Here is a 19,604-nt window from a genome sequence, read left to right as displayed (position 1 = left end):
CCACCCGCCACTGAGGGCGAGTGGGGCTCGATGCTCCGGGGAGCGTGCTCCGAAGAGCGTCAGGTCACTTGGTGATCTTGGTGACCTGACCGGCGCCGACGGTCCGGCCACCCTCACGGATGGCGAACTTCAGGCCCTCCTCCATGGCGACCGGCTGGATCAGCTGGACGGACATCTCGGTGTTGTCGCCCGGCATGACCATCTCGGTGCCCTCGGGGAGGGTCACAACGCCCGTCACGTCCGTGGTACGGAAGTAGAACTGCGGACGGTAGTTGTTGAAGAACGGCGTGTGGCGGCCACCCTCGTCCTTGGACAGGATGTACGCCTGGGCCTCGAACTCGGTGTGCGGCGTGACCGAACCCGGCTTGATGATGACCTGGCCGCGCTCGACGTCCTCGCGCTTGATGCCGCGGAGCAGCAGACCGACGTTCTCACCGGCCTGGCCCTCGTCGAGCAGCTTGCGGAACATCTCGATACCGGTGACGGTGGTCGAGGTCTTCTCGTTCTTGATGCCGATGATGTCGACGTTCTCGTTGACCTTCAGCACACCGCGCTCGATACGGCCGGTGACGACCGTGCCGCGGCCGGTGATGGTGAAGACGTCCTCGATCGGCATGAGGAACGGCTTGTCGACGTCGCGCTCCGGCTGCGGGATGGCGTCGTCGACGGCCTTCATCAGGTCGAGGACGGACTTGCCCCACTCGGCGTCGCCCTCGAGCGCCTTGAGCGCCGAGACCTTGACGACCGGAACGTCGTCGCCCGGGAACTCGTACTCGGAGAGCAGCTCACGGACCTCGAGCTCGACGAGCTCCAGGATCTCCTCGTCGTCCACCATGTCGGCCTTGTTCAGGGCGACGACGATGTACGGAACGCCGACCTGGCGGGCCAGGAGCACGTGCTCCTTGGTCTGCGGCATCGGGCCGTCGGTGGCGGCGACCACGAGGATGGCGCCGTCCATCTGAGCGGCACCGGTGATCATGTTCTTGATGTAGTCCGCGTGACCGGGGCAGTCAACGTGTGCGTAGTGACGCGAGTCGGTCTGGTACTCGACGTGCGCGATGGAGATCGTAATACCGCGCTGGCGCTCTTCCGGCGCCTTGTCGATCATGTCGAAGGCCGAGGCCTCGTTCAGGTCCGGGAACGCGTCGTGCAGCACCTTGGTGATCGCCGCGGTAAGAGTGGTCTTACCGTGGTCGATGTGACCGATGGTGCCGATGTTGACGTGCGGCTTAGTCCGCTCGAACTTCGCCTTCGCCACTGGGGTCCTCCTACGGAGTGGTTCTGTAACGCATCCGCGCCTTGCGGATGGGTTCAGGTGGTCTTACCGAACCGGCCAGGACCCCGAGGGGGGATGCCCTTCGCCGTATTCGTTATGGGGGCCGGCGGCCGGGGCCCCGCCATGGACCGCCACGGTGGACGATCTATGACGGAACACCCGTTGCCTTTTGCTCCAGCCTAAACGGTGAGGAATGCGGATGAACCCGCCTTACTCGCCCTTGGCCTTCGCGATGATCTCCTCGGCGACGTTCCGGGGAACCTCGGCGTAGGAGTCGAACTGCATGGAGTAGCTGGCGCGGCCAGAGGTCTTGCTGCGCAGGTCGCCCACGTAGCCGAACATCTCCGACAGCGGGACCAGACCGATCACCAGCTTGGCGCCGCTACGGTCCTCCATGGACTGGATCTGACCACGGCGGGAGTTGATGTCGCCGATCACGTCACCCATGTAGTCCTCGGGCGTCGTGACCTCGACCTTCATCATCGGCTCGAGCAGGGCCGGGCTGGCCTTGCGGGCGGCCTCCTTGAAGGCCATCGAACCGGCGATCTTGAACGCCATCTCCGAGGAGTCGACCTCGTGGTAGCCACCGTCGAGAAGCACGACCTTGACGCCGGTCAGCGGGTAGCCGGCGAGCACGCCGAACTCCATGGCCTCCTGGCAGCCCGCGTCCACGGACGGGATGTACTCCCGCGGGATGCGGCCACCGGTGACCTTGTTCTCGAACTCGTAGCCGTCGCCCTCGAGCGGCTCCAGCGCGATCTGCACCTTGGCGAACTGGCCGGAACCACCAGTCTGCTTCTTGTGCGTGTAGTCGTACCGCTCGACCGCCTTGCGGAGCGTCTCGCGGTAGGCCACCTGCGGCTTGCCGACGTTGGCCTCGACCTTGAACTCGCGCTTCATGCGGTCGACAAGGACGTCGAGGTGGAGCTCACCCATACCGGCGATGATGGTCTGGCCGGTCTCCTCGTCGGTCTTGACGCGGAAGGACGGGTCCTCCTCGGCAAGCCGCTGGATCGCGACGGCCAGCTTCTCCTGGTCGCCCTTGGACTTCGGCTCGATGGCCACCTCGATGACCGGGGCCGGGAAGTCCATGGACTCGAGGATCACCGGGCTCGACGAGTCGCAGAGGGTCTCACCGGTGGTGGTCTGCTTCAGACCCATGACGGCGACGATGTCACCGGCACCCACCGACTCGATCTCCTCACGCTTGTTCGCGTGCATCCGGTAGATCTTGCCGATGCGCTCCTTCTTGCCCTTCACCGAGTTCAGCACCTGAGTGCCGGCCACGAGGCGGCCCGAGTAGACCCGGATGAAGGTGAGCTTGCCGAGGTGCGGGTCGCTCGCGATCTTGAACGCCAGCGCCGACAGCGGCTCTTCCTCGGTCGGACGACGCTTGATGACCTCGTCGGGGTCCTTGACCGAGTGGCCCTCGACGGCCTCGACGTCGATCGGCGACGGCAGGTACCGGACGACCGCGTCGAGCAGGGGCTGCACGCCCTTGTTCTTGAACGCGGTGCCGCAGAACACGGGGGTGACGGTCGTGCCGCCGCCCACACCGGAGGCGATGGTGACGCGGCGGATCGCCGCGTACAGCTGCTCCACGGAGGGCTCCTCGCCCTCCAGGTACAGCTCCATCATCTCTTCGTCGTTCTCGGCGACGGTCTCGAGCAGCTTGCCGCGCCACTCGTCGGCCGCCTCGGCGTGGGTGTCCGGGATGTCGACGGTGTCGTACATCTCGCCCTTGGACGCCTCGATGTTCCAGACCAGCGCCTTCATCGTGACGAGGTCGATGACGCCCTTGAAGTCGGCCTCGGTGCCGATGGGGAGCTGCATGACGATCGGCACCGCGCCCAGGCGGTCCGTGATCATGTCGACGCAGCGGTGGAACTCGGCGCCGGTGCGGTCGAGCTTGTTGACGAAGCAGATCCGCGGCACGCCGTAGCGGTCCGCCTGACGCCACACGGTCTCGGACTGCGGCTCCACGCCGGCCACACCGTCGAACACCGTCACGGCACCGTCGAGGACGCGCAGCGAGCGCTCCACCTCGACGGTGAAGTCGACGTGCCCCGGGGTGTCAATGATGTTGATCGTGTGATCGGTGTCCTCGAGCGGCCAGTGACAGGTCGTCGCGGCCGACGTGATCGTGATGCCGCGCTCCTGCTCCTGCTCCATCCAGTCCATCGTGGCAGCGCCGTCGTGGACCTCACCGATCTTGTAGCTCACACCGGTGTAGAACAGGATCCGCTCGGTGGTCGTCGTCTTGCCCGCGTCGATGTGGGCCATGATCCCGATATTGCGGACCTTGGCCAGGTCAAGTGAAGTGGTAGCCATAAGGCTTCAGTCTTCTCTCGGTCTCGATGGGGGTAGCGACTACCAGCGGTAGTGCGCGAAGGCCTTGTTGGACTCGGCCATCTTGTGGGTGTCCTCGCGACGCTTGACGGAGGCGCCCAGACCGTTGCTGGCGTCCAGCAGCTCGTTCATCAGACGCTCGGTCATGGTCTTCTCGCGACGGGCGCGGGAGTAGCCCACGAGCCAGCGCAGCGCGAGGGTGGAGGAGCGGCCGGGACGAACCTCGACCGGCACCTGGTAGGTGGCGCCACCGACACGACGGGAGCGGACCTCGAGGGTCGGCTTCACGTTCTCCAGCGCGCGCTTGAGCGTGATGACCGGGTCGTTGCCGGACTTCTCACGCAGGCCCTCCATGGCGCCGTAGACAATGCGCTCGGCGGTGGAGCGCTTGCCGTTCAGCAGGACCTTGTTGATGAGGGACGTCACCAGAGGAGAGTTGTAAACCGGGTCGATGATGACCGGGCGCTTCGGGGCGGGACCCTTACGAGGCATTCTTACTTCTCCTTCTTGGCGCCGTAGCGGCTGCGAGCCTGCTTGCGGTTCTTGACGCCCTGCGTGTCGAGGGAGCCGCGGATGATCTTGTAACGAACACCCGGCAGGTCCTTCACACGACCGCCACGCACGAGCACGATGGAGTGCTCCTGGAGGTTATGACCCTCACCAGGGACGTAGGCGGTGACCTCGATCCCACTGCTCAGCCGGACACGCGCGACCTTGCGGAGCGCCGAGTTCGGCTTCTTCGGCGTCGTCGTGAACACGCGGGTGCACGTGCCACGGCGCTGCGGCGACCCCGCCAGTGCGGGAGTCTTGTTCTTCTCGACCTTGTCCTGGCGGCCCTTGCGGACCAGCTGCTGGATCGTAGGCACCGTTTCTCCGGTTTCTGTGTGCCAGTCTCGATAAAGCTAACCTGGGGTTTCTCCGACCCACGCGGTCGGGTGTGTCGCACACCGCAGCCCCCTGCGAATGTCAGGAGAGTGCGAATTGTTGGTGTCGACACCTCGGCCCCCCGTCGCGCTTGGCGCATACGGGAGCCCAGGGACACCCCAGGCACAAGGTCAGAGCGTACCTACCGCATCGGCTCCGGTCAAAACAAATGCACACGCGCTGGACACACCAACCCGGAGCATAGCCGCAGGGCGGCCACCCCGCCATGGGGTGACCGCCCTGCGAACGGATCGTGGCTCTTACTGGTTGTACGGACCGTAGTCGTAGTCCTCCAGCGGGACCGCCTGGCCGGAGCCGGTGCCGAAGGGCGAGTAGTCGATGTCGTCGTAGCCGACGGCCGAGTACATCGCGGCCTTCGCCTCCTCGGTCGGCTCGACCCGGATGTTGCGGTAGCGGGACAGGCCCGTACCGGCCGGGATGAGCTTACCGATGATGACGTTCTCCTTGAGGCCGATCAGGGAGTCCGACTTGGCGTTGATCGCCGCGTCGGTGAGCACCCGGGTCGTCTCCTGGAAGGACGCCGCCGACAGCCAGGACTCGGTCGCCAGCGAGGCCTTGGTGATACCCATCAGCTGCGGACGGCCGGAGGCCGGGTGGCCGCCTTCCTGGACCACACGACGGTTCTCACCCTCGAAGCGCGTGCGCTCCACGAGCTCGCCCGGCAGCAGCTCCGCGTCGCCGGACTCGATGATCGTGACCCGGCGCAGCATCTGCCGGATGATGATCTCGATGTGCTTGTCGTGGATCGACACACCCTGCGAGTTGTAGACCTTCTGGACCTCGCCGACCAGGTGCACCTGGACGGCGCGCTGGCCGAGGATGCGCAGCACGTCGTGCGGGTTGGTGGCACCCACGGTCAGCGCCTGGCCGACCTCGACGTGGTCGCCCTCGCCCACCAGCAGACGGGCCCGCTTGGAGACGCCGTAGGCGGTCTCGTCGGAGCCGTCGTCCGGGGTGACGACGAGCTTCTTGGTCTTCTCGGTCTCCTCGATCCGGACGCGGCCGGCCGCCTCCGAGATCGGCGCGACGCCCTTGGGCGTACGGGCCTCGAAGAGCTCGACGACACGCGGCAGACCCTGGGTGATGTCGTCACCGGCCACACCACCGGTGTGGAAGGTACGCATCGTCAGCTGGGTGCCGGGCTCACCGATGGACTGGGCGGCGATGATGCCGACGGCCTCGCCGATGTCCACCAGCTTGCCGGTCGCCAGCGAGCGGCCGTAGCACATGGCGCAGGTGCCGACGGCGGACTCGCAGGTGAGCACCGAGCGGGTCTTGACCGTCGCCACGCCGTGCCGGACCAGCTCGTCGATGAGCACGTCGCCCAGGTCGGTGCCGGCCGGGGCCAGGACCTTCCCGTCCACGACGATGTCCTCGGCGAGGCAGCGCGCGTACACGCTGGTCTCGACGTCCTCCGTCTTGCGGAGCACGCCGTCGGCGCCCGTGGTCGCGATCGCCAGCTTGAGGCCGCGCTCGGTGCCGCAGTCCTCCTCGCGGATGATCACGTCCTGCGAGACGTCCACCAGACGACGGGTCAGGTAACCCGAGTCGGCGGTACGCAGGGCGGTGTCCGCGAGACCCTTACGGGCACCGTGGGTGGAGATGAAGTACTCCAGCACGGAGAGACCCTCACGGAACGACGCCTTAATGGGCCGCGGGATGGTCTCGTTCTTCGCGTTGGACACCAGACCACGCATACCGGCGATCTGACGCATCTGCATCATGTTTCCGCGCGCGCCCGAGTCGACCATCATGAAGATCGGGTTGGTCTTCGGGAAGTTCGCGTTCATCGCCTCGGAGACCTCGTTGGTCGCCTTGGTCCAGATCGCGATCAGTTCCTGGGTGCGCTCGTCCTTGGTGATCAGACCGCGCTCGTACTGCTTCTGGACCTTCTCGTCCTGCGCCTCGTAGCCCGTGATGATGGCCTTCTTGGCCTCGGGCACGACGATGTCGGAGATGGCGACGGTGACACCGGAGCGGGTGGCCCAGTGGAAACCGGCCGCCTTCAGGTTGTCCAGGGTCGCCGCGACGATGACCTTGGGGTAGCGCTCGGCGAGGTCGTTGACGATCTCGGAGAGCTGCTTCTTGCCCACCGAGTAGTCGACGAACGGGTAGTCCTCGGGCAGCAGCTCGTTGAAGAGCGCGCGGCCCAGCGTGGTGCGCAGCCGGAAGCTGTCGCCCTGCTGCCAGGCGGGCTCGCCCTCTTCCGGAGCCGGCGGGGTCCAGCCGCGGGGCGGGACGGTGCCGATCGGGAAGCGGATGTCGATCTTCGCCTGGAGCGACAGCTCCCGGGCGTCGAACGCCATGATCGCCTCGGCGGTGGAGCCGAAGGACCGGTCCTCTCCGATGACCTTGCGCTCCTCCTCGTCGGTGGTGAGGAAGAACAGACCCAGCACCATGTCCTGGGTCGGCATGGTCACAGGCCGGCCGTCGGCCGGCTTGAGGATGTTGTTCGAGGACAGCATCAGGATGCGGGCCTCGGCCTGCGCCTCCGCGGACAGCGGCAGGTGCACGGCCATCTGGTCACCGTCGAAGTCCGCGTTGAACGCGGTGCAGACGAGCGGGTGAATCTGAATGGCCTTGCCCTCGACCAGCTGCGGCTCGAAGGCCTGGATGCCGAGGCGGTGCAGGGTCGGCGCACGGTTCAGCAGCACCGGGTGCTCGGCGATGACCTCTTCGAGCACGTCGTACACGACCGTGCGGCCGCGCTCGACCATGCGCTTGGCCGACTTGATGTTCTGCGCGTGGTTGAGGTCCACCAGGCGCTTCATCACGAACGGCTTGAAGAGCTCCAGCGCCATGGCCTTGGGCAGACCGCACTGGTGCAGCTTGAGCTGCGGGCCGACGACGATGACGGAACGGGCCGAGTAGTCGACGCGCTTACCGAGCAGGTTCTGACGGAACCGGCCCTGCTTACCCTTCAGCATGTCGCTGAGGGACTTCAGCGGACGGTTACCGGGACCGGTCACCGGGCGACCGCGGCGGCCGTTGTCGAACAGCGCGTCGACGGCCTCCTGGAGCATCCGCTTCTCGTTGTTCACGATGATCTCGGGCGCACCGAGGTCGAGAAGACGCTTGAGGCGGTTGTTCCGGTTGATCACACGGCGGTACAGGTCGTTCAGGTCGGAGGTCGCGAAGCGGCCACCGTCCAGCTGCACCATCGGACGCAGGTCCGGCGGGATCACCGGGATGCAGTCCAGCACCATGCCGTTGGGGCTGTTGCGGGTCTGGAGGAAGGCGGAGACGACCTTGAGGCGCTTGAGCGCACGGGTCTTCTTCTGGCCCTTGCCGGTCCGGATGATCTCGCGGAGCTTCTCGGCCTCCTCGTCGAGGTCGAAGGACTCCAGGCGCTTCTGGAGCGCCGCGGCGCCCATGCCGCCCATGAAGTACGTGCCGAAGCGGTCACGCAGCTCACGGTAGAGCAGCTCGTCGCCCTCCAGGTCCTGGACCTTGAGGCTCTTGAAGCGGTTCCACACCTCGTCGAGACGGTCGATCTCGCGCTGGGCGCGGTCGCGCAGCTGCTTCATCTCTCGCTCGGCGCCCTCGCGCACCTTGCGGCGCACATCGGCCTTGGCGCCCTCGGCCTCCAGCTCGGCGAGGTCCGCCTCGAGCTTCTTGGCGCGGGCCTCCAGGTCGGCGTCGCGGCGCTGCTCGATCTGCTGGCGCTCGACGGAGACGTGGGCCTCCAGCGAGGGCAGGTCGCGCGTGCGGCGCTCCTCGTCCACCCACGTGATCATGTAGGCGGCGAAGTAGATGACCTTCTCGAGGTCCTTCGGGGCGAGGTCGAGCAGGTAGCCCAGGCGGCTGGGCACGCCCTTGAAGTACCAGATGTGGGTGACGGGAGCGGCCAGCTCGATGTGGCCCATCCGCTCACGGCGCACCTTGGCGCGGGTGACCTCGACGCCACAGCGCTCACAGATGATGCCCTTGAAGCGGACGCGCTTGTACTTGCCGCAGTAGCACTCCCAGTCCCGGGTCGGACCGAAGATCTTCTCGCAGAAGAGTCCGTCCTTTTCGGGCTTCAGGGTGCGGTAGTTGATGGTCTCCGGCTTCTTGACCTCGCCGTGGGACCACTGACGGATGTCGTCAGCAGTAGCGAGGCCGATCCGCAGCTCGTCGAAGAAGTTGACGTCGAGCACTTGTCGTCAATCCCTCTTTCAGGGTCGTGTCTTCGGGTCTGACTGGGGGTCCGGGGAGAGGCCGGGGCGGGCGCGTACGAGCCGCGCCCCGGCCAGACCCGTCAGACCTCTTCGACGCTGCTCGGCTCGCGCCGCGACAGGTCGATGCCGAGCTCCTCCGCAGCGCGGAAGACGTCCTCGTCGGTGTCGCGCATCTCGATGGACATGCCGTCGGACGACAGCACCTCCACGTTGAGGCACAGGGACTGCATCTCCTTGATGAGCACCTTGAAGGACTCGGGGATGCCGGGCTCGGGAATGTTCTCGCCCTTGACGATGGCCTCGTAGACCTTCACGCGGCCGGTGACGTCGTCGGACTTGATGGTCAGCAGCTCCTGGAGGGCGTACGCGGCGCCGTATGCCTCCAGCGCCCACACCTCCATCTCTCCGAAGCGCTGGCCACCGAACTGAGCCTTACCACCCAGCGGCTGCTGGGTGATCATCGAGTACGGGCCGGTGGACCGGGCGTGCAGCTTGTCGTCCACCAGGTGGTGCAGCTTGAGGATGTACATGAAGCCGACCGAGATCGGGTCCGGGAACGGCTCGCCGGAGCGGCCGTCGAAGAGCCGGGCCTTGCCGGAGGGCTGGACCAGGCGGTCGCCGTCGCGGTTGGGGATCGTGGACTCGAAGAGACCGGCGATCTCGTCCTCGCGGGCGCCGTCGAAGACCGGGGTCGCGACGTTGGTGCCGGGCTGGACCTCGTCCGCGCCGATCGCCTGGAGCCGCTGCATCCACTCCTCGGAGCCCTCGACCTTCCAGCCGCGGGAGGCCAGCCAGCCGAGGTGGATCTCCAGCACCTGTCCCGGGTTCATTCGGGACGGCACACCGAGGGGGTTGAGGATGATGTCGACCGGGGTGCCGTCCTCCAGGAACGGCATGTCCTCGACCGGCAGGATCTTCGAGATGACGCCCTTGTTGCCGTGGCGGCCGGCGAGCTTGTCACCGTCGGTGATCTTGCGCTTCTGCGCGACGTAGACGCGGACCAGCTGGTTCACGCCCGGGGGCAGCTCGTCGCCCTCTTCGCGGTCGAAGACGCGGACGCCGATGACCTTGCCGATCTCGCCGTGCGGCACCTTCAGCGAGGTGTCACGGACCTCACGGGCCTTCTCGCCGAAGATCGCGCGGAGCAGGCGCTCCTCCGGGGTCAGCTCGGTCTCACCCTTCGGGGTGACCTTGCCGACCAGGATGTCGCCCGCGACGACCTCGGCACCGATGCGGATGATGCCGCGCTCGTCGAGGTCGGCGAGGACCTCCTCGGAGACGTTCGGGATGTCCCGGGTGATCTCCTCGGGGCCGAGCTTGGTGTCCCGGGCGTCGACCTCGTGCTCCTCGATGTGGATCGAGGAGAGGACGTCGTCCTGCACCAGACGCTGGCTGAGGATGATCGCGTCCTCGTAGTTGTGGCCCTCCCACGGCATGAACGCGACCAGCAGGTTCTTGCCGAGCGCCATCTCGCCGTCCTCGGTGGACGGGCCGTCGGCCAGCACCTGGCCGGTGATGACGCGGGCGCCCTCGTCCACGACCACCTTCTGGTTGAAGGAGGTGCCCTGGTTGGAGCGGGAGAACTTGGCGACCCGGTAGGTGGTGTAGGTGCCGTCGTCGTTGGCCACCGTGACGTAGTCGGCGGAGACCTCCTGGACGACACCGTCCTTCTCGGCCTTGATGACGTCGCCCGCGTCGACCGCGCAGCGGTACTCCATACCGGTGCCGACCAGCGGGGACTCCGCCTTGATCAGCGGCACGGCCTGACGCATCATGTTCGAGCCCATGAGCGCGCGGTTGGCGTCGTCGTGCTCGAGGAAGGGGATCATGGCGGTCGCGACCGACACCATCTGGCGCGGCGAGACGTCCATGTAGTCGACCTCGGAGCCGGGCACGTAGTCGACCTCGCCGCCACGGCGGCGGACCAGGACGCGGTTCTCGGCGTAGGTGTTGTCCTCGGCCAGCGGCGCGTTCGCCTGGGCGATGACGAAGCGGTCCTCCTCGTCGGCGGTGAGGAAGTCCACCTTGTCCGTGACGACGCCCTCGTGCACCTTGCGGTACGGGGTCTCCACGAAGCCGAACGCGTTGACCCGGCCGTACGAGGCGAGCGAGCCGATCAGACCGATGTTCGGGCCTTCCGGCGTCTCGATCGGGCACATGCGGCCGTAGTGCGAGGGGTGCACGTCACGGACCTCGAAGCCGGCCCGCTCACGGCTCAGACCACCCGGGCCCAGCGCCGACAGGCGGCGCTTGTGGGTCAGACCCGACAGCGGGTTGGTCTGGTCCATGAACTGCGACAGCTGGCTGGTGCCGAAGAACTCCTTGATGGAGGCGACGACCGGCCGGATGTTGATCAGGGTCTGGGGCGTGATCGCCTCGACGTCCTGGGTGGTCATCCGCTCGCGGACGACGCGCTCCATACGGGCCAGACCGGTGCGGACCTGGTTCTGGATCAGCTCGCCGACGTTCCGCAGGCGGCGGTTGCCGAAGTGGTCGATGTCGTCGGTCTCGACGACGATCATGTCGCCGGCCTCGCCGACCGTCTCGGTCTCGCCCGCGTGCAGCTTGACCAGGTACTTGATGGTCGCGATGACATCGTCAGTGGTCAGCACGCCGGCGTCGAGGGGGGCGTCCGCGCCGAGCTTCTTGTTGACCTTGTACCGGCCGACCTTGGCCAGGTCGTAGCGCTTCGGGTTGAAGTACAGGTTCTCCAGCAGCGTCTGGGCGGCCTCACGCGTCGGCGGCTCGCCCGGGCGCAGCTTGCGGTAGATGTCGAGCAGCGCGTCGTCCTGGCCCTGGGTGTGGTCCTTCTCCAGGGTGGCGCGCATGGACTCGTACTCGCCGAACTCCTCGAGGATCTGCTCGGTGGTCCAGCCGAGCGCCTTGAGCAGGACGGTGACGGACTGCTTGCGCTTACGGTCGATGCGGACGCCGACCATGTCGCGCTTGTCGATCTCCATCTCCAGCCAGGCACCCCGGGACGGGATGATCTTGGCCGAGAAGATGTCCTTGTCGGACGTCTTGTCGATGGAGGAGTCGAAGTACACACCCGGCGAGCGGACCAGCTGCGAGACGACGACACGCTCGGTGCCGTTGATGCAGAAGGTGCCCTTCGGGGTCATGAGCGGGAAGTCGCCCATGAAGACCGTCTGGGACTTGATCTCGCCGGTCTCGTTGTTGGTGAACTCGGCGGTGACGAAGAGCGGCGCGGCGTACGTGAAGTCGCGCTCCTTGCACTCGTCGATCGAGTTCTTCGGCGGCTCGAAGCGGTGATCACGGAAGGTCAGGGACATCGACCCGGAGAAGTCCTCGATCGGGGAGATCTCCTCGAAGATCTCTTCCAGACCGGACTTGGTGGGGACGTCCTGACCACTGTCCAGCGCAGCCTCGACGCGAGCCTTCCAGGCGGCATTGCCGAGCAGCCAATCGAAGCTCTCGGTTTGCAGTGCAAGGAGGTTCGGAACCTCGAGGGGCTCCTTGATCTTCGCAAAAGAGATGCGCAGCGGGGCGGTGCTGGCGCCATTGTTCGTATTGGCAGTCGAGGCGTTGCGCGAGGCGGCCAAGAGGGGGTCCTTCCGAGGGCTCGGACTCACTACGCGCGTACCGGTCCCACCGCGAGCCCATGGATGAAATCCCTGGTCAGGGCGTTTCCATCGGCAGTGCTCAAAGGTGGGTATGCCCCTGGTGACGGGCAGGGAGCAGCTAACAGGCAGCGCAAAGGGTCAGTGTAGCCACTTGGCACACTGATGTCCAGCGCCGAGTTTCTGAGACCGGCAGCGCCAATCTCTCCCTCCGGTGAGGGGGCACGCCCCTCGTTGTCCTTCACACGCCTGGTCGGCAGCCCGCGCTTCGCCAGCGCATATCGATACTGCCCGCTTCGCCGACGATCCATGCCTCGGACTTACGGATCGGTGTGACGTCGCGTCCCGAGAATTGCGCGCTGCGTGCCGTTCGTCAAGGCCCCCCACTCCGCCGAGATCGTCACAGGGCGTGGCGACGGGCAACGAAGATCACCATACCTGGCGGAACCGAAAAGTCAGCGTAGCCGTCACAACAACACCTGAGGGCGACCACCCCAACGGGTGATCGCCCTCGTGGCACAGCGGGTCATCAGACCCGTGAGATCACTTGACCTCGACGGAGGCGCCGGCGCCCTTGAGGGACTCGGCGGCCTTCTCCGCGGCCTCCTTGTTGACCTTCTCGAGGACGGGCTTCGGGGTGCCGTCGACGAGGTCCTTGGCCTCCTTCAGGCCCAGGGAGGTCAGCTCGCGCACGACCTTGATGACCTGGATCTTCTTGTCGCCCGCACCGGTGAGGATGACGTCGAACTCGTCCTGCTCCTCGACGGCCTCGGCGGCGGCCGGGGCACCCGGGGCACCGGCGGCGACGACGGCGGCCGGGGCGGCGGCGGTGACGTCGAACTTCTCCTCGAAGGCCTTCACGAACTCGGAGAGCTCGATGAGGGTCATCTCCTCGAACTGCGCGAGCAGGTCGTCCTGGCTGAGCTTCGCCATGATGGCGGTCCTTCCACTAGTTCGGCAGGTGCCGGATGAAAATGGTGGCGGGCTTCTTCCGGGCCCGCTGCGACCGGGGCCGAGTTACTCGGCGGCCTCGGCCTCGGCGGGAGCCGGCTCGCCGGCACCGCCCTGCTCGTCAACCTTGGCCCGAAGCGCCTCCGCGGTGCGGATGAACTTCGACAGCGGGGCCTGGAAGAGCGCGGCAGCCTGGGACTGCTTCGCCTTCATGGCGCCCGCCAGCTTGGAGAGCAGCACCTCGCGGGACTCGAGGTCCGCGAGCTTCTTGATCTCGTCGGCGGACAGCGCCTTGCCGTCAAGGACACCGCCCTTGATGACGAGAGAGGGGTTGTCCTTGGCGAAGTCACGGAGACCCTTCGCCGCCTCGACCGGGTCACCGGTCACGAAGGCGACGGCCGACGAACCTGTGAACAGGTCGTCGATCTGGTTGATCCCGGCCTCGTTGGCCGCGATCTTGGTCAGCGTGTTCTTCACCACACGGTACTGGGCGTTCTCACCGAGCGAACGGCGCAGCTCCTTGAGCTGTGCGACGGTGAGACCGGTGTACGCGGTCACAACGGCGCCGTTCGAGGTGCGGAACTTCTCCCGCATCTCGTCGACGGCGTCGACCTTGTCGGGACTCGCCATGAGCCTCGGCCTCCTTCCGGGTGATGAGGACCGCGTCGGCCTGAAGGAAGGAGACTGAACAACACGAAAACGCCCCGGCGCAGGCGCACGGGGCGTGACTCGACCGCACGGGCTCACGGCCCGCTCGGGAGTTCCATCCACAGTCACCTGCGCGGGTCGTCCGCAGCTAGCGGATCCTTCAGTCGCGTAGCCCCCTTGCGGAGACGCGGCGACAACCAGCGGTCTTTGGCTTCTGCAGCAGATTACGCGAACGGGCCGCGGCCGGGCAAATCAGCTACGGCTGGGACGGCTGCTGCAGCTTCTGGAAGTCCATGGTGTCCGAGGCCGGCGGCTCCTCGACGGTGACCTTGGTGCCGTAGTCCGAGTAGTAGACCGTCGAATCGGTGGTGCCGGTCTTGCTCTCGGCCTGCTCCCGCTTCTTGACCAGCAGGTTCTTGTCGTCGATCCACAGGTCGACGGTCTCGCTGTCCGCCCCGGACTGCTTGAGCTGCTTCTCCAGGGCGTCCAGCTCCGACTGGCTCAGCCCCTTGGACTGCGCCCGGGCGATCTCCGAGACCTTGACCACGCCCGTGTAGTGGGTGGTCCCGACGCCCCGGACGTCCTCCGTGCCGACCTTCTTGACCTGGCCCGTGGCGAGGAGGAGCTGCACCGAACGCGACGGGTTGTTGTTCTGCATCTGGTCCTTGAGGTACGCACCGGACGGGCCGCCCTGCTGGGCGAGCACGTCGTAGTCGTACTTGATCCACTCCTTGCCCTGGGCCGGGATCCCCATCGCGGCCGCGTTCATGAACATCGCGTCGGGCGTGTAGCGCACGTTGACGGGCTTGCCGCCGCCGGCGGCGGAGGCGCCGCCCTTCGACTTCATCTGCATGTCGGCGCGCATGCCGTCGGCCCAGTCCATCGAGCCCGTCATGGCGCTGTTCGCGAGCGGGCTCTTGATGGTGCCGTCGATCTTCGCCGAGTGCTGCTGGTCCGTCTGCTTCGAGGCGAGCTTCAGCGCCGCCAGCGGGCTGCCGACCGACTGGCCGCCGCTGTCGCCCTTACCGCTCGCCTTGCCGTCGTCGGACTTGTCGCTCCCGCACGCGGTGAGCCCGGCCATCAGAACAACGCCACAGGCGGCTATCGCGCATCGCACACCCACATGAGTACCGCGCACGGTTCCCCCTTATTTTTCTTTTACGACTGTCGATCGATCACCTTATCGAGAGCCGTCGGCACAACGCGCCGGGCCCCCGCCTCTCTTCACGAGAGGCGGGGGCCCGGCGGTTCCGGTCAGGGAAGGGCTCAGACGGCCTCGTCCTCGACCAGCAGGTTGCGGGTGCGGTTGGCGTCCAGCGGGATGCCGGGGCCCATCGTCGTGCTCAGGCTCGCCTTCTTGATGTAGCGGCCCTTCGCGGCGGACGGCTTGAGACGGTTGATCTCCTCCAGCGCCGCGGCGTAGTTCTCCACCAGCTGCGCCTCGCCGAACGAGACCTTGCCGATGATGAAGTGCAGGTTGGAGTGCTTGTCGACGCGGAACTCGATCTTGCCGCCCTTGATGTCCGTGACGGCCTTGGCCACGTCCGGGGTGACGGTTCCGGTCTTCGGGTTCGGCATCAGACCACGCGGACCGAGCACCCGGCCGAGGCGGCCGACCTTGCCCATGAGGTCCGGAGTGGCGACGACGGCGTCGAAGTCCAGGCGGCCCTTGGACACCTCGTCGATGAGCTCGTCGGAGCCGACGATGTCGGCGCCCGCGGCCTCCGCGGCCGCAGCACGGTCACCGGTCGCGAAGACCAGGACCCGGGCGGTCTTACCGGTGCCGTGCGGCAGGTTCACGGTGCCGCGGACCATCTGGTCGGCCTTGCGCGGGTCGACGCCCAGGCGCATGGCGACCTCGACGGTCGCGTCGAACTTGCTCGGGGAGGTGTCCTTGGCGAGACGGACGGCCTCGAGCGGGGCGTACGCGCGCTCCCGGTCGATCTTGGCGTCCGCAGCGCGGAGGGCCTTGCTGCGCTTGCTCACTTCTGCTCCTGATGGTGAGTTCGGAGTCGTGGTCCGGACCGCGCATTGGTCCTGCCACGGTGGTGCTGCGAGGTGGCTGTCAGCCCTCGACCGTGATGCCCATGGAACGGGCGGTGCCGGCGATGATCTTCTCGGCGGCGTCCAGGTCGTTGGCGTTCAGGTCGGGCATCTTGGTGGTGGCGATGTCGCGGACCTGGTCGCGGGTGATCTTGGCGACCTTGGTCTTGTGCGGCTCGCCGGAGCCCTTCTCCACGCCCGCGGCCTTGAGGATCAGCTTCGCGGCCGGCGGCGTCTTGGTGATGAAGGTGAAGGAACGGTCCTCGTAGACCGTGATCTCCACCGGCACGACCATGCCGCGCTGCGACTCGGTCGCGGCGTTGTAGGCCTTGCAGAACTCCATGATGTTGACGCCGTGCTGACCCAGCGCGGGGCCGACCGGCGGGGCCGGGTTCGCGGCACCGGCCTGGATCTGGAGCTTGATCAGCCCCGTGACCTTCTTCTTCTTGGGAGGCATGCTCTCTCCGGGTCCTAGTGAGAGGTGGTCCGCCTCCGCTCCGGGTCATCCGGATGGAGGCATACCGCACAACGATAACGGGTATAGTTGCGCGGCCTGAAACCGAGCAGGTCAGACCGGCCCCGGAGGGGCCCGATCTGACCTGTCGGAAGGGTTGTGGAAGAGGCGTCAGTTCTTCTGGATCTGGTCGAAGCTCAGCTCGACCGGGGTCTCCCGGCCGAAGATCTCGACCAGGCCCTTGACCTTCTTCGAGTCGGCGTTGATCTCGTTGATCGTGGCCTGGAGCGTGGCGAACGGGCCGTCGGTGACGGTGACCGAGTCGCCCACCTCGAAGTCCAGCACCTGGACCTCGACCTTGCGGCTGGGCGCCGGGGCGCCGCCCTCCTCGGCGGTGGCCTTGGCGGCCTTCTCCTCGGCCTCCGGGGCGAGCATCTTGACGATCTCGTCCAGGGTCAGCGGGTACGGGTCGTAGGCGTTGCCCACGAAGCCGGTGACGCCGGGGGTGTTCCGCACGACGCCCCAGGACTCGTTCGTCAGGTCCATGCGCACCAGCACATAGCCGGGGAGCTTGTTCTGACGGACGTTCTTCCGCTCGCCGTTCTTGATCTGGACGATCTCTTCTTCGGGGACCTCGGCCTGGTAGATGAAGTCCTCGACGTTCAGCGAGACGGCGCGCTGCTCCAGGTTGGCCTTCACGCGCTTCTCGTAGCCCGCGTAGGTGTGGATCACGTACCACTCGCCGGGCAGCCCGCGCAGCTCCTCGCGGAGGGCCTCGACCGGGTCGACATCGGCCTCGGCGGTCTCGGCGGTCTCTGCGATCTCGTCCTCGGCGACCTCGACAGCAGCCTCGGCCTCGTCCTCGACGTGCAGCGCGGCCGTCTCGGCGGGCTCGCCCGCGGCGGCGTCGGCGGCCTCAGCCTGGTCGGAGTCCGCCGCCTCGACGATGTCGAGCTCGTCCTCACGGGACTCGACGGGCTCGGCGGCGTCGTTCAGGTTCGGGTCAGACACGGTGGCTGCTTCTTCCTGGCTTCAAGGGGTGGAACGTGCGAAAGGGCGCTGCCGGGACTCGGCCGCCCTCCGCGGGATCTCAGCCAAAGACGTACTTGATGGCGTTGTTGAACCCATAGTCAATCACGGTCACGATGCCAATCATGATCAGCACGAAGACGATCACCACGCTGGTGTACGTCGACAGCTGGCTGCGCGTGGGCCACACGACCTTGCGCAGCTCGGCGATGATCTGGCGGTAGAACAGCGCGAGACGGCCGAAGGGGCCCTTCTTTCCGCGCTTGCCACCACGGCGGCCCTTCTTGGTCGCCACCTCGTCCTCATCGGGACGACCGCTCTCAGGCGTCGCGGTGGAGCCAAGGGCTTCCGTCACTCGTCCTCACCTGAATCCGGGTCGTGGCCGTGCCGCGTCCGGCCCGGCCGCACAGCGGTGCTTGTCCTTGCGTACGCATGCACGCACCCACGATCAAGTGCGTGTAGCAGGGCCGGAGGGACTTGAACCCCCAACCGCTGGTTTTGGAGACCAGTGCTCTACCAATTGAGCTACGACCCTTTGCGGCAACCCCCAACCTACCGCATCCATCCCGCTGCACGGAGTGTGCGGGTCGGATACGTCTGTTGAGCGGCCAACGACGGTTGAGTGTACGTGCTTGACGGCCACGCGTCGAACGAGAAGCGCCCATGCGCTCCGTGGAGTCCCTGGGGAGTCCCGGCGGAGGGCCGGTGCGGGGTCCGGTGTGAGTCTCGTTAAACCCGTGTACCGCCCTTTTCGCCCATCTGCAACGATGCATTCATGACCGCTGCTACTCCCCCTGCACAGTCCCCGACCGACCGGCGGGTCTCGGCCCGGATCGGTTCCATCTCCGAGTCCGCGACCCTCGCCGTCGACGCCAAGGCCAAGGCCCTCAAGGCCGCCGGCCGCCCGGTGATCGGCTTCGGCGCCGGTGAGCCCGACTTCCCGACGCCCGACTACGTCGTCGAGGCAGCGGTGGCCGCTTGCCGCGACCCCAAGTTCCACCGCTACACCCCGGCCGGCGGGCTCCCCGAGCTGAAGGCCGCCATCGCCGCGAAGACGCTGCGCGACAGCGGTTACGAAGTCGAGGCGGCCCAGGTGCTGGTCACCAACGGCGGCAAGCAGGCGATCTACGAGGCGTTCGCCGCGATCCTCGACCCGGGCGACGAGGTCATCGTCCCCGCGCCGTACTGGACCACCTACCCGGAGTCGATCCGGCTGGCCGGCGGTGTCCCGGTGGATGTCGTCGCGGACGAGACGACCGGCTACCGGGTCTCCGTCGAGCAGCTGGAGGCGGCCCGTACCGAGCGCACCAAGGTGCTGCTCTTCGTCTCGCCCTCCAACCCGACCGGCGCGGTCTACAGCCGTGAGCAGATCGAGGAGATCGGCCGCTGGGCCGCCGAGCACGGGCTGTGGGTGCTCACCGACGAGATCTACGAGCACCTGGTCTACGGCGACGCGCAGTTCCACTCGCTGCCGGTGGTGGTGCCCGAGCTGCGCGACAAGTGCATCGTGGTCAACGGCGTCGCGAAGACGTACGCGATGACCGGCTGGCGGGTCGGCTGGGTCATCGGCCCCAAGGACGTGGTGAAGGCCGCGACCAACCTCCAGTCGCACGCCACCTCCAATGTGAGCAATGTCGCCCAGGCCGCCGCCCTGGCCGCCGTCTCCGGCGACCTCGACGCCGTCGCCACGATGCGCGAGGCGTTCGACCGGCGCCGCCGCACCATCGTGCGCATGCTCAACGAGATCGACGGCGTCGAGTGCCCGGAGCCGGAGGGCGCGTTCTACGCCTACCCGACGGTGAAGGGGCTGCTCGGCAAGGAGATCCGGGGCAAGCGGCCGCAGGACACCGTCGAGCTGGCCGCGCTGATCCTGGAGGAGGCCGAGGTCGCCGTGGTGCCGGGTGAGGCGTTCGGCACACCGGGCTATCTGCGGCTGTCGTACGCGCTGGGCGACGAGGACCTCGTCGAGGGCGTCTCGCGCATCCAGAAGCTGCTGGCGGAGGCCCGCGCCTGAGCGGATTTCCCCTGATGGGAGCGGGGGGCCCCCCCCGGGCCGGGGCCCCCCCCCCCCCCCCCCCCCCGGCGGGGCCCCCCCCCCCCCCGGATAATGTTGGAGCAAAACCACCATAGGGGAAAGCGGGCACCGGGGGTCGGGGCGGGCGGGGAAA

The 19,604-nt window shown here is 67.0% G+C and carries 14 protein-coding genes and 1 tRNA gene; 1 reads left to right on the top strand and 14 read right to left on the bottom strand.

Annotated features, from left to right (window positions below):
* Positions 1-64: 64 nt before the first annotated feature.
* From tuf to ACH4TL_RS40425, 14 genes are all read right to left on the bottom strand, one after another.
* Complete coding sequence (gene tuf / locus ACH4TL_RS40490) at positions 65-1,258, bottom strand: elongation factor Tu (protein WP_009715889.1); 1,194 nt, start codon at positions 1,256-1,258, stop codon at positions 65-67.
* Between the two features lie 228 nt (positions 1,259-1,486).
* Positions 1,487-3,607, bottom strand: coding sequence for an elongation factor G (gene fusA / locus ACH4TL_RS40485; protein WP_398325049.1), 2,121 nt, complete (start codon positions 3,605-3,607; stop codon positions 1,487-1,489).
* A 39-nt stretch (positions 3,608-3,646) separates the two neighbouring features.
* The gene (rpsG, locus tag ACH4TL_RS40480) at positions 3,647-4,117 is read right to left on the bottom strand and encodes a 30S ribosomal protein S7 (RefSeq protein WP_014178748.1); all 471 of its coding nucleotides are present in this window, start codon (positions 4,115-4,117) and stop codon (positions 3,647-3,649) included.
* Positions 4,118-4,119: 2 nt separating this feature from the next.
* Positions 4,120-4,491 carry a 30S ribosomal protein S12 gene (gene rpsL, locus ACH4TL_RS40475; protein WP_014054153.1) on the bottom strand — a complete coding sequence of 124 codons (372 nt, stop codon included), beginning with the start codon at positions 4,489-4,491 and terminating at the stop codon, positions 4,120-4,122.
* Between the two features lie 318 nt (positions 4,492-4,809).
* Complete coding sequence (locus ACH4TL_RS40470; RefSeq protein ID WP_398325052.1) at positions 4,810-8,709, bottom strand: DNA-directed RNA polymerase subunit beta'; 3,900 nt, start codon at positions 8,707-8,709, stop codon at positions 4,810-4,812.
* Positions 8,710-8,810: 101 nt separating this feature from the next.
* Positions 8,811-12,293, bottom strand: coding sequence for a DNA-directed RNA polymerase subunit beta (gene rpoB / locus ACH4TL_RS40465; protein ID WP_398325055.1), 3,483 nt, complete (start codon positions 12,291-12,293; stop codon positions 8,811-8,813).
* Positions 12,294-12,854: 561 nt separating this feature from the next.
* The gene (rplL, locus tag ACH4TL_RS40460; protein ID WP_398325058.1) at positions 12,855-13,244 is read right to left on the bottom strand and encodes a 50S ribosomal protein L7/L12; all 390 of its coding nucleotides are present in this window, start codon (positions 13,242-13,244) and stop codon (positions 12,855-12,857) included.
* Between the two features lie 84 nt (positions 13,245-13,328).
* A complete protein-coding gene (gene rplJ / locus ACH4TL_RS40455) occupies positions 13,329-13,892 on the bottom strand; it encodes a 50S ribosomal protein L10 (RefSeq protein WP_398325061.1) in 564 nt (187 codons plus the stop codon).
* Between the two features lie 274 nt (positions 13,893-14,166).
* Complete coding sequence (locus tag ACH4TL_RS40450; RefSeq protein WP_398325064.1) at positions 14,167-14,991, bottom strand: hypothetical protein; 825 nt, start codon at positions 14,989-14,991, stop codon at positions 14,167-14,169.
* A 185-nt stretch (positions 14,992-15,176) separates the two neighbouring features.
* Positions 15,177-15,896 carry a 50S ribosomal protein L1 gene (gene rplA, locus ACH4TL_RS40445; protein ID WP_398325067.1) on the bottom strand — a complete coding sequence of 240 codons (720 nt, stop codon included), beginning with the start codon at positions 15,894-15,896 and terminating at the stop codon, positions 15,177-15,179.
* A 79-nt stretch (positions 15,897-15,975) separates the two neighbouring features.
* Positions 15,976-16,410, bottom strand: coding sequence for a 50S ribosomal protein L11 (gene rplK, locus ACH4TL_RS40440; protein ID WP_009715899.1), 435 nt, complete (start codon positions 16,408-16,410; stop codon positions 15,976-15,978).
* A gap of 168 nt (positions 16,411-16,578) precedes the next feature.
* Positions 16,579-17,418 carry a transcription termination/antitermination protein NusG gene (nusG, locus tag ACH4TL_RS40435; protein WP_398325070.1) on the bottom strand — a complete coding sequence of 280 codons (840 nt, stop codon included), beginning with the start codon at positions 17,416-17,418 and terminating at the stop codon, positions 16,579-16,581.
* 79 nt (positions 17,419-17,497) lie between these two features.
* A complete protein-coding gene (secE, locus tag ACH4TL_RS40430) occupies positions 17,498-17,791 on the bottom strand; it encodes a preprotein translocase subunit SecE (protein WP_398325073.1) in 294 nt (97 codons plus the stop codon).
* A 107-nt stretch (positions 17,792-17,898) separates the two neighbouring features.
* A tRNA-Trp gene (locus ACH4TL_RS40425) sits at positions 17,899-17,971 on the bottom strand.
* A gap of 240 nt (positions 17,972-18,211) precedes the next feature.
* Here ACH4TL_RS40425 and ACH4TL_RS40420 point away from each other — a divergent pair.
* Positions 18,212-19,450 carry a pyridoxal phosphate-dependent aminotransferase gene (locus tag ACH4TL_RS40420; protein ID WP_398325075.1) on the top strand — a complete coding sequence of 413 codons (1,239 nt, stop codon included), beginning with the start codon at positions 18,212-18,214 and terminating at the stop codon, positions 19,448-19,450.
* Positions 19,451-19,604 lie beyond the last annotated feature (154 nt).

The sequence above is a fragment of the Streptomyces sp. NPDC021115 genome, from assembly GCF_044333065.1.
GTDB lineage: Bacteria > Actinomycetota > Actinomycetes > Streptomycetales > Streptomycetaceae > Streptomyces.
Note: the sequence above shows the minus strand (reverse complement) of the source record. Positions and strands in the feature narration are given on the sequence as shown.